Source organism: Brevibacterium mcbrellneri ATCC 49030 (assembly GCF_000178455.1).
GTDB classification, from domain to species: Bacteria; Actinomycetota; Actinomycetes; order Actinomycetales; family Brevibacteriaceae; genus Brevibacterium; species Brevibacterium mcbrellneri.
The window spans coordinates 39,596-49,835 of sequence record NZ_ADNU01000021.1; the positions used below are offsets into that span (position 1 = coordinate 39,596).

Genomic DNA, 10,240 nt, shown 5'->3' on the forward strand with positions numbered 1-10,240 from the left:
CAGGCAGAGAAGCCACCGTAAGTGGGTCATTCATTAAACTACTGTCGCGTGGAGCAAATTCTAGATATTTTGTTCGCCCCCGTGCGCTGGGTGTGGGACGCCATGTGTTCGCAAACTGGTTGTCCTTGGGACGCGACCAGTCCAAATTCGTTTGTCGCGCTAGCTATATGCGCTCTACTCTTATCGGTCTTCGGCTACGCATTGTTAGCCCTCATTGCTCATCGGTTTCTGACGTCTATTGCATGGCACTGGGGCGAGCTACTCCGAAAGCGCGCGGAGCGTGGTAACGTAGATGAATTGCTGGAACTGGCTGTGCAAGCACAACGGTCAAAAGCCTGGATATACTCCTTGGCTTCGCGAACGGGAGTGCGCTATGGCTATGCAGAAAACCCACGTGGACGGACCCCAGCGCTGGCCGGTGCCGATAGGTTGCCCCAACGCCGAATGTTGGAGTACCTGACTATTGCGTTGATCGTAGCAGGACGACTTACCTTTTCTATCTTTTACTTGCTCCGCGAAGCCATTTTCAGTGTCTTTGTCCTATACGTTCTACTGGGAACAGCATGGACGCTTCGACCTTACTGGTTCACCACATCTATCGACTCTCTCCGTCGCTGGGTTCAAGGGTGGGACCCGGCGACAGTTCCAGCTGCTGTTGGTTTTTTCGCCACCGTTCTGGGCCTGCTTGCCGCCTACGCGTTCTCCACGAAGCGTCGGGCACGATATAAGAGCATGTTTGATGCCGCTGTTGCCGCAGAAAACACGCTCACTGTACTGGGGCCGCGGGCACGGAAAGCAGCCGTTGAGATAGCGAAGTTTACTCACACAATAGCTCTGCACGATCGCTTCTTCTGTGAAACTACCATAGATAACCTCAGCAATGGACGCCTCCAATTACAGAACGGTCGCGTCAAAATGATCAACGACGACCGCCCATACGCTGCGGGCAGATCATGGCAGCGCAGCAGGGAGAAGTGGGATACGCTATGTGAGCAACGCGAGACTACCCTGGATGCACTCAAGACACTGTTGGATGCATTATCGCAGGTGGAATCGCTGATCCCGTTTGCTCGGCAGGCCGGTAAACACAGCTGGTCTTTACTGAGCGACAGCTACAGACAGTCGCATAGCGCTAACCCATGGCCTGCCATCACATCCTACTCCGAGCAACGGTACGAGCAAGATCGTGATGATCTACGCGTTTTGGTCAACCGCGCTTTGAAGGACAGGACAAGCTCTACCGTTGGAAATGGCAATGCCACCGTCGACGTGCAGGAGTTGCACCTCGAAATGATAGAGGCCACAGTAGAGCGACTACAATCCAGCAGTCGCATTAGGATCTGGTATCTCGCTGGACTTTACGCAAAACTTGTACTATGTGAAGAAGAAATTCATCGATCTCGGAGCCTGCGCGGCATCAACACATTTCTGGCTCGGATCATCAGACATTAAAATGCCTCCCTGCCAGTACTGATGCGCGGTAACGCGCCAGCCACCATCATCCTGTGGTCCGCAACCACCTTGACCAAGGCCATTCTCGGTTCCTCTGTCGTTCCAAACTAAGCACAGTCGCCAAAACCTGCAACGAAATCACAAGAAGTCCGAACTACCAACAACAAAATTGCGCAGCGCGTCGGACTCGCAGGCCACCCCAACCAGGACAGAGTCGACAGATGCACACCGAGTTCGTCTTCTGGGATGTATATGACGATTTTCTGCATTATCCCAGCGTGCTTCATCGTCATCGTTAGCATCGTCTGCGCTGTCTTCGCAGTCGCATTGTTCAAAACTCCCACCCAACGCAAACCAGCAGCCGGAGTTGTGGTCGACAACATCGAAGGTGAGAGCGACGGCCACAAGGTCTGGACTCCCCTGGCCAAGTTCACTGACCATTACGGACGCACCCAGCATGGACGATTGGACTTTTACCAAACTCCAGCGCGTCCACTCGGTTCGACGATCAGGGTGCGCTTTGACCCACTCCACCCCACTGACGTGAAACAGTCCGCACGACGGCTCGCTGTCACATTAGCAGTGAGCTTTGGCAGTGTTGGCCATAGCGATCCTGGTTTTCGTCGAATGCAGTTTCTGACTACCAGTAGCACTGCGTATCGACACCCCACAACAACACCGACGCAAGCGGCGGTAACGGTAGTTGCGAACTAACGGCCCCACTTTGACGGGCCACTGCCGTCGACGTACAGACCATGTTCGGCGCTGAACTTCTTCACACTGGCCGATGCCTACGTCAATGTAAGGGAAGCCCACTGTGCTATTCCGCTAACATTGCGTCGCTGATGTGTAGCTGAAATGACAGTCGCTTGAGTAGATGGGCCGATCATCATCGTTCGTTTTTCTCGTCTGTACGACCCCAGCTTTCACTGAGGCTTCAACACGGTCTTTCTGACACTTTCATCCCGAGGTGCGTTCAAGAGACCTTCCTGAACGACAAAACTCGCATTCCATGGGACCCTAGAATCTATGGCAAACAGTAACGACGCATTCTCACCGCAGACAGCACCTATCCCCACAAACTCCCACCTTGTTGCCGGCACCAGCGCTTGGGCGTCAGGGTTCTTCGCGTGCATCCCGATTCCGTTTCTCAGCTCAATTGTGGCCGGCATCATCATGCTGGTGGTTGGCCTCAGTCAGCGCAAGCAGGGCGGTGTAGCTGCACAGAACGGTGTCAACGCCGCAAACTGGGGCGTGCTGCAGTTAGCCATTCCTCTCTTGTTCTTTTCCACTATGACCGTTGGACTCCTCACCGGCGAAAAGACCGAAACGGGTGTCCGCATGCACGGAGGCATGGAGGCAGCTCTCCTAGCAATCGGAATCCTTTGGTTTCTGACATCTGCAGCGCACTTGGTGGTGACAATCATCGGAACTATAAAGGCACGCAACGGTGAAACTTTCCGCGCTCTTGCTCCCCAGATATTCAAGGCTCCGAAGAAGTAAGTACGCGGTAGCACACCTTTAGTTCAGAACGGTGTGCACCCTGACAATGCTGCATTCCGAAGGCATGCGGAGAACGCAAGTTTCGATCTCGAGTGTATCCGCTACAATTCCGAGGCCTTTCGTGGTGAGGTCCGCGCTCTGGCGGTGTACTTTGTTGGTCCCGGAAGAGGTCTAAACGTTCTGCTAGCGGGTTGCCAGAGCCACTAGGTGCGACTCAGCTGAGGACACCGGAACTAATGGATTGTGTCTACAGGAAGCTCAATGCCAGAGTGACGCAGGACAGCACCAGCATCCCCAGGCAGTTGATCCAAAAGGCCGAGCCGGTCGCTTTTGCTCGAATGTGCCCCACGGCCGCGCAGAGGAAGTAAGCGATGACCCCGGCGTTGGCAGCTGTAGCAAGTCCGGGCACCCATATTCCCGCAATGAGTCCACCGGCGGCGAGCAGCTTGATCACGAGCAGGGACCACCACCAGTTTTCGGGGAAGTGAACGCTGTGAAGACAGTCGCGGATGAACCGGACTGGTTTGATGGACAGGGCTACATCCCCAAGGAGGACAGCGGCCAGAAGCGCCGGTAGCGTCCAAGACGTTGGGATCAGGGTCATGAGTCTCCTCCTGTATGTGGGCAGATTGTTGCGAAGATGTCGCGCAGCTGAGTCAAGAACTGCCGTGCGGTGGTTTCAGGTGTTGAAGCCCATATGAATAGGCTGCCGATGTAGGCGGCGTGAAGTGCTTCGGCCCGCTCTGGCGCCTCGGTCGTGTTTGCACACCCGCAGGCTGTAATGACCTGCTGGAGCACTGCGGTCAGTTTCTGTGCGAGGTCCGTGAAGACCACGGATGTATGCCGTCCACTAACAAGGATCGAGGCATAGGCCTGCGCGAGGCTGCGGCGCTCGTCGAACAGCGCCACGAAGGGGTCGACTACGGCGACTGCGTCTGCACCGCAGCGGGCATCGGCAGCATAGTTTTGTGCATCAGCATGGTCTTGACGTTCCGCAATGAGACCGTCGAAAAGCTTAACGAGCAGAGCTTCTTTGTCACCGACAGACATGACGGTTCCTGCGCTCACACCCGCTTCACGGGCTATGTCGCGCACTGTTGTCGCCTGGAATCCCCGATTATGGAACAGTCGATCCGCTGCCTCCAACACGAAACGGCGGGTTTCAGTGCGCGCCGCAGTGCGAATACCAACCAACTAAACCTCCCTGAACATGTTCACTGAACATGTTCAGTATAGGCATGGTTGGGCCACCACCGCCAAACGAGCAACATAGTTTTCGCCATGAAAGGGAAAGTTGCATTACCGCTTCCGTCCAGGGAAGAACGGCGTACAGCCGCCGAGGCGGAGTAAACCAACCAAGATTTCTAGGTTTTCCTGGCCCTGGTTTCCCGCGGTGGCTTAACCCACTAACCTCCGGCAGACGGGTCGGGCAGAAGCGCAAGATGGTTCGGACTTTCAAGGGTCACCCAGGGCGTATCGTGTTTCGTCATCCTGAAAACACCCTCGACGATGAAGTGGAATGAGCCGCGGTCGCCAGGATTGAGATCAGCAAATTTCTTTAAGTACACTCGCCCGAGGACTTCGGCAATGAACTTTTCGCGTACCAGTACGGCAGGAAGCTCCTCTTCCCGATAGCCGCTGTTAATCCAGCCGTTTTGTGCCGCGACAACCGGACCCCACACAACAACACGTTTGCCAAACCGATGAACGTAGTGAGACACATGGGTGCAGGCTTCTTGGATGCTGCTCTGGGTTTTGTCCGATAGAGTCAATGGCATTGTCGACGCGCGAAATGATGGGACATCTCGCAGTCGACGCAAAAGCGGCCGCAGACCGATAGAACTCGCATGCGTATGACGTTCCCCGCGCCGGGGATTGTGTCTGCGCCCCCATTGCGTCACCGTTGGTCCTATTCCGTCAATGACGGAGGCCCTATCGGCTTTGGGGCCGTCAAGACGGAGCACGAGTTCGCTGGCATCGTTCCAGATCGCTTCATCTTCCCTCTTTTCGCCTTCAAGGACGGCCTGTTTGGTTTCCGGAGATTTTTCGGTGCAGAACGGGGCATGCTCATTGGAGTAGAAAAGGGGCGGCCTGCCATCGACGCTGCGAGAGCGGAAGTGGACCGGAGCAGCACATGCATGGTCGGGGCAGGATAAACGTCCACGGAGCTCCTCTCGTTCACCAGCGCTCAACCGCGCATACTCGATGGCAACGATCAATCTTTGTCCGTCAACGCAGGCTGTCTGCATCATCTCTCTTCAGTCAGAGCGTGTCCAACACCGGGAATGGAAGGGAAGGATGAATTCTAGGGGCATCGCAACAGTTGTTCTGAGAGTACTTCATGTGGTGTTGTGAACTCTAGTCGTAAGCGTGGTCGGTCGTTCATCTCGGCTGCGACTGCGTCGAATTCTTCTTGGCTGTATGTGGATAGATCGGCGCCTTTTGAGAAGTATTGGCGTAACAGCCCGTTAGTGCTTTCGTTTCCTGCTCATTGCCACGGGGAGTCGGGGGACGACGAAGAACACTCCTACGATTGTTGCGATCGCTGAGACCCCGTTTTTATCTGCTAAGAGACCGTCTTCCCAGTGGTCAGAAACTGCCCGGTCTAACACTTCGAAGAGCCGACCCCGAATCGAAACCATGTCTCGTATTTCAATGGCTTCGGACGGCAACGATTCTGATATGCGACACGCTGTGCAGCAACGCGCTTATTCCCTTATCGATCGCCTCTCACACAAAATCGCTTTGATCTCAGTACGCTCTTCTAAAGTCAAGTACCTGGCAGTACCCTTCCACGCTTGTTCACGCATCCCACCAGTTATGCGGTTATACCTCATCACAGAACGAAACGAGACACCAATCTCTTCACCAAATTCGTCATATGTTTTCCCATAGCACGAGCCTCTCAAAGAGCATCACCCTGAGCGCGAGAACACATATCAAGTGCCAAACGACCTACAACATTTCCAGACATGTCAATAACACCTCTCCAAACAGGTGTTGCAACCACCCCTAGAACTTGGTTTGGACAATGAGGACGCCTCGACCAACAAACATCAAACCGGGCGACTGACAGTGCTGTGAGCGCGACACCTCGCCGTATCGACGAAGTGAATGCGGTCGAAACGCCGTCAGGGCGCTGCACTTTGCGGAAGCTCACGCCATCTGCAGTGGTTTATTTTCGGCGGGAACGACGTGTACCGCCTATCGTCCGTGCGCCTCGATCGAGACGACGATCCCCGGCGGCTCCTACCTTCCGCTTACGGCTGCACGGCAATGCGCCTGAAATCTACGGATAGATATCGCCAGCCTTCGACGCGCTCTTCGATCTCGCGGATCACGACCCGACCCGACCGCATATCGAGTACTACAAGCGAGAGGGTGAGGTAGATTGCCTCGTTTCGATCCTCGCCGTCGAGCTCTGAGGAGTCATTTTATTCATGAGCACCGGTATGGACGATGACATGACAGCACCCCGCCGTGCATGGCGGGGTGCTTGTCTGAGCCTGCCGCCCCGGCCGAGACCGACAATGAGCCAGCGCCGTCGCAGGATGGCGTCTTGTGTATCCTTTGGGTGTCGTTGAAGACCTGAAGGAGCAAGCAAGTACTATGACCCACCCACGCGCCGTCTCAAAGGAAGGCTTCGGAGCCCGCGCCCTGCGTTTCGCGCCTCGCCGCTCGGACTGGTCGCGCGCGACGATTGGGCGCGACCTCTCGGCAGGGCTCATGGTGGCTCTTGTCGCACTCCCCCTCGCGCTGGGCTTCGGCGTTGCGTCCGGCGTCGGTGCGGCAGCCGGAATCACGACAGCCATTGTCGCGGGCATCCTGGCCGCGGTCTTCGGCGACAGCAACGTCCAGGTGAGTGGTCCGACTGGCGCAATGACCGTCGTGCTCATCCCCATTGTGGCAGCCCACGGCGCCGACGGGGTCCTCGTCGTCGGCGTGCTGGCGGGCCTCATGCTGCTCTTGCTGGCAATCACAGGTGCTGGCCGCGTGATGAAGTACATGCCGTTACCGGTCGTCGAAGGGTTCACGGCAGGGATCACGGTGATCATCGGCCTCCAACAACTACCTGCAGCGCTCGGCGTCGAGGCGGAAGGCGAGAAAGTCCTCAGATTGGCGTGGGACGCAATCACAGCTTGGCTAGCCGCTCCGGCATGGCAGGCGCCCGTGATGACCCTCGCAGTGGCGGCCGGGATCGTGATTGCTGCGCGCGTTCGTAGTGGTTTCCCTGCAGCGCTGGTGTTGGTAGCTATCGCGACGGCCATCAACATGTTGGCAGACAGCGGGCTTAAGACCATCGGCTACATCCCGTCAACGTTGCCTGCTCCGCGCTGGCCACAGATCCCGTGGGAGCACCTGGACTCCTTGCTGTTGGCGGCCGTCGCTGTCGCGGCTCTCGGAGCATTAGAGTCGTTGCTGTCTGCGACGGTCGCCGACGCGATGACCGTCGGTGATCGGCACGATCCCGACCGAGAGCTCTTCGGGCAGGGCATCGCCAACGTCGTCGCGCCCCTGTTCGGCGGGATTCCCGCGACGGCAGCGATCGCCAGAACTGCCGTCAACGTGCGGGCAGGCGCAGGCTCACGTCTGGCAGCGGTGTTCCATTCGCTGCTCCTGCTCGTCGCCGTGCTCGTCGCAGCCCGGTGGGTGGGCGAGATCCCACTTGCTGCTCTGGCCGGCGTGCTCATCGCTACTGCGGTTCAGATGATCCACCCGCGGAACATCGGCTCGGTGATGCGCGCCACCAAGGGTGACGGGGCTACCCTGCTCATTACGGCCACTGCCACTGTCGTGTTCGACCTTGTCGTTGCCGTGCTTATCGGCCTTGTCGTGGCGGGCTTCTTCGCACTGCGCGATACCGCCCGCACCGCGGTATTCGAGGCCACCCCGCTGGACGAGGGAGATCACCGCGACGCCGAACGCGAGCTCCTCGACAAACAGATCGCTGCCTTCCGCCTCGAAGGCCCACTCTTCTTTGGCGCGGCGCACGATTTCCTCCTCGAGCTCGCTGAGGTCTCATGGGTCAAAGTCGTCGTGCTTCGCATGCGCTACGTCACGACGATCGACGCCACTGGCGCCCAGATGCTCGCTGACACCATCGAGCGCCTCGAACGCGGAGGCACCCGGGTCTTACTCGCAGCCACGAAGCCTGAACACGTCCCGGTGTTGCGCGAACTCGGCGTCTTCGACCAGCTTGCACACGAGAATCACGCCTTCGACAACACCCTAGACGCCATCGCTCACGCCAGAATGCACGTCGCGCGAATCCAGCACGAAGAGTCTGAGGGTGCACCAGAGGCACCTCGGAGCGACCAGCACGACGAGTAGCGCTGTCGAAGCCGTTGCAGATCGGCTTCAGTGAGCTCTTAGTGGGGCGAGGACCTCGGACGAAGGACTCTTCACGCGTCCATGTCCCAAGGGTTCACGAGTTTGACTCCGGTGTGCTGGAAATCCTTTACGTTGCGCGTAGCGCAGGTCGCCCCGTGCGCCAGGCAAATCTCGGCGATCTGGGCGTCGGCGGTACTGACCGGCGCACCTGCTGCCTCACACGACGCGAGCACTTCCGCGTATCGCTCTGCCGCGTCAGCATCGAATACGAGCAATGACCGGCTCGCCCGATACGGCGCTACCGCTTCCTCGATCCCGTGCGCCAGCTCGTCTTTGCGTCGGCCTTCCGGGAGTCTTCGGACGCCGGCAAGCAGCTCCGCAAGAGTGATGGACGTGATCGCGACGTCACCCGTCAGCGACGCGAGCCATTCAACGACACGAGGCTCCGGGGAGGGCCGAAAGATCTCCGAGATGACGTTGGTGTCCAGGACAATCATTCGAAGTACGCAACCCTTGCGACATCGTCGCGCGTCGGAATAGGCAGTTCATCGACCCCACCGACATCCCGCGCCACATCCAGAAGAGCCATGCCTATGTGTGGCCGCCGGACCGCCTTTGTCAGGATGTCACGAACCTCGGCCTCCATGGACCGCCCGTGCTCCTTCGCCTGAGATGCGAGCTGTTGCTTCACGTGGTCATCGAGACCCCGCACAATGATGGATGCCATCGGCGCCACCTCCTTCCGCTATCAATCATGATAGCTCTGACCGAATGACACCGAAAGGTGCAAATGAGACAGCGCACCCCGCCGATCATAACGCTCGACGGTGGACAGCGCAGGAAAGAGGGAAATGCCCTGCGACGGCGTCCCCTGTCCGGATTAACCCAACCTGTATTTGGCATCCGACGATGTCCGACAGGCAGTCGAACGGTTCGCAGGGCTCACGCTTCGAACCCACCACTTGAACATCCGGAATACCCCATTTCGTCGGGCCGATCGAGTACGCACCCCAAGCACCGCCCTGGCGCGAGCTGCCCAGACGGGCGCCATGAACGTTGACTCGCGCTCCCCATAACAACCATGAGCTGAGAACGTTGTTCAGAAGGCCTGAAACTTCCTGCTCATTGATCCATTGCTGAGGGACACCGACGGACACAGAAAGCTTGTGTTGTGCGGTAACCACGTCTTCAAGAAAGTCGTCCTTGAGGACCTCTCCAGGGTCACCCGGAGGGAGCTCAACGTGCTATGAGAGGAACCGTTCAACGAAAGCAACACCCCTAGTCGCCAAGCCCATTTTCGTATTACGATTATATGTATGAAAACTATCAACGGACAGCCGGTCAGCGAAGAGCAAATTGATGCGTGGGTAACCGAAACTGAAAACGGTTATGACGTTGAGGCGCTTCGTCGTCGAGGAAGGAAACCTCGCGACAAGGACGCTGCAAAAGTTATCTCCATTCGGCTTTCCGCCAGCGAGATAGCGGATCTCGACAAATATGCGGCCGCAAACGGATGGTCGAGGTCGCAGGCAATCCGCGAAGCGTTAAAGAATGCCATCTAGAAGTGGAAGTCCGTCAGAGCGCCACGAAACACAGCATCAAGCCGGAAGACTCAATCGCCACTACTTTACGAGGGCGACACCGAAGCGATAATTCACTCGATGAAGACTCGCAAGCAACATCGCACTCTGCTCGGTTAGTCGTCGACGCTGCGTATACAGCTCCAGCCACTTACACGTTAGCCCTGAACTCGACCGATTCTAGTTGGTATTTAACGTCTACACCCTCCTACTTGTAATTAGGAGTGATTCCACACCAATAGGTAGCGAAACAACGGGAGCCGCCGGTAATAACACCCCGGCAAGCATGAGCGTGCCAGTGTTCGAACTTGACGATAGGTCAGCGGAAACTCATGCTTTTTGGGAGCTGAATCTTCTACGTGACCGCGGAGCGT

The 10,240-nt window shown here is 57.3% G+C and carries 10 protein-coding genes and 1 pseudogene; 4 read left to right on the plus strand and 7 right to left on the minus strand.

Features of this window, described 5'->3' with window-relative positions:
* Positions 1-48: 48 nt before the first annotated feature.
* Positions 49-1,452 (plus strand): hypothetical protein, encoded by a 1,404-nt coding sequence (locus HMPREF0183_RS03700; RefSeq protein WP_040347932.1) that lies wholly within the window; start codon positions 49-51, stop codon positions 1,450-1,452.
* A gap of 1,029 nt (positions 1,453-2,481) precedes the next feature.
* The gene (locus tag HMPREF0183_RS03710; protein WP_005882912.1) at positions 2,482-2,955 is read left to right on the plus strand and encodes a magnetosome magnetite crystal formation protein family; all 474 of its coding nucleotides are present in this window, start codon (positions 2,482-2,484) and stop codon (positions 2,953-2,955) included.
* A 247-nt stretch (positions 2,956-3,202) separates the two neighbouring features.
* Here HMPREF0183_RS03710 and HMPREF0183_RS03715 read toward each other — a convergent pair whose 3' ends face one another.
* The 5 genes and pseudogenes from HMPREF0183_RS03715 to HMPREF0183_RS12770 form a co-directional block, all read right to left on the minus strand.
* The gene (locus tag HMPREF0183_RS03715; RefSeq protein ID WP_005882914.1) at positions 3,203-3,559 is read right to left on the minus strand and encodes a DoxX family protein; all 357 of its coding nucleotides are present in this window, start codon (positions 3,557-3,559) and stop codon (positions 3,203-3,205) included.
* Positions 3,556-4,149: a TetR/AcrR family transcriptional regulator gene (locus HMPREF0183_RS03720; RefSeq protein ID WP_005882915.1), complete on the minus strand. Its 594-nt coding sequence runs from the start codon at positions 4,147-4,149 to the stop codon at positions 3,556-3,558. The genes HMPREF0183_RS03715 and HMPREF0183_RS03720 overlap by 4 nt, the downstream gene beginning before the upstream one ends.
* A gap of 212 nt (positions 4,150-4,361) precedes the next feature.
* Positions 4,362-5,174 carry a hypothetical protein gene (locus HMPREF0183_RS12765; protein ID WP_156798102.1) on the minus strand — a complete coding sequence of 271 codons (813 nt, stop codon included), beginning with the start codon at positions 5,172-5,174 and terminating at the stop codon, positions 4,362-4,364.
* Between the two features lie 86 nt (positions 5,175-5,260).
* Positions 5,261-5,464 (minus strand): annotated as a pseudogene (locus HMPREF0183_RS13210) (transposase); the annotation flags it as partial.
* Positions 5,424-5,597 carry a hypothetical protein gene (locus HMPREF0183_RS12770; RefSeq protein ID WP_005882921.1) on the minus strand — a complete coding sequence of 58 codons (174 nt, stop codon included), beginning with the start codon at positions 5,595-5,597 and terminating at the stop codon, positions 5,424-5,426. The pseudogene HMPREF0183_RS13210 and the gene HMPREF0183_RS12770, both read right to left, overlap by 41 nt.
* A gap of 967 nt (positions 5,598-6,564) precedes the next feature.
* Between HMPREF0183_RS12770 and HMPREF0183_RS03735 the strand changes: the two genes are divergently transcribed.
* Positions 6,565-8,286, plus strand: a complete 1,722-nt coding sequence (locus HMPREF0183_RS03735) for a SulP family inorganic anion transporter (protein ID WP_040347941.1) — start codon at positions 6,565-6,567, stop codon at positions 8,284-8,286.
* Between the two features lie 71 nt (positions 8,287-8,357).
* Here the strand turns inward: HMPREF0183_RS03735 and HMPREF0183_RS03740 are convergent, their stop codons facing one another.
* Positions 8,358-8,783, minus strand: coding sequence for a type II toxin-antitoxin system VapC family toxin (locus HMPREF0183_RS03740; protein ID WP_005882924.1), 426 nt, complete (start codon positions 8,781-8,783; stop codon positions 8,358-8,360).
* Positions 8,780-9,013 carry a FitA-like ribbon-helix-helix domain-containing protein gene (locus HMPREF0183_RS03745; protein ID WP_005882926.1) on the minus strand — a complete coding sequence of 78 codons (234 nt, stop codon included), beginning with the start codon at positions 9,011-9,013 and terminating at the stop codon, positions 8,780-8,782. Before HMPREF0183_RS03745 ends, HMPREF0183_RS03740 begins: the two co-directional genes overlap by 4 nt.
* Before the next feature lie 589 nt (positions 9,014-9,602).
* Here HMPREF0183_RS03745 and HMPREF0183_RS03750 point away from each other — a divergent pair.
* Positions 9,603-9,848 (plus strand): CopG family ribbon-helix-helix protein, encoded by a 246-nt coding sequence (locus tag HMPREF0183_RS03750; protein ID WP_005882928.1) that lies wholly within the window; start codon positions 9,603-9,605, stop codon positions 9,846-9,848.
* The last annotated feature ends 392 nt before the right edge of the window (positions 9,849-10,240 follow it).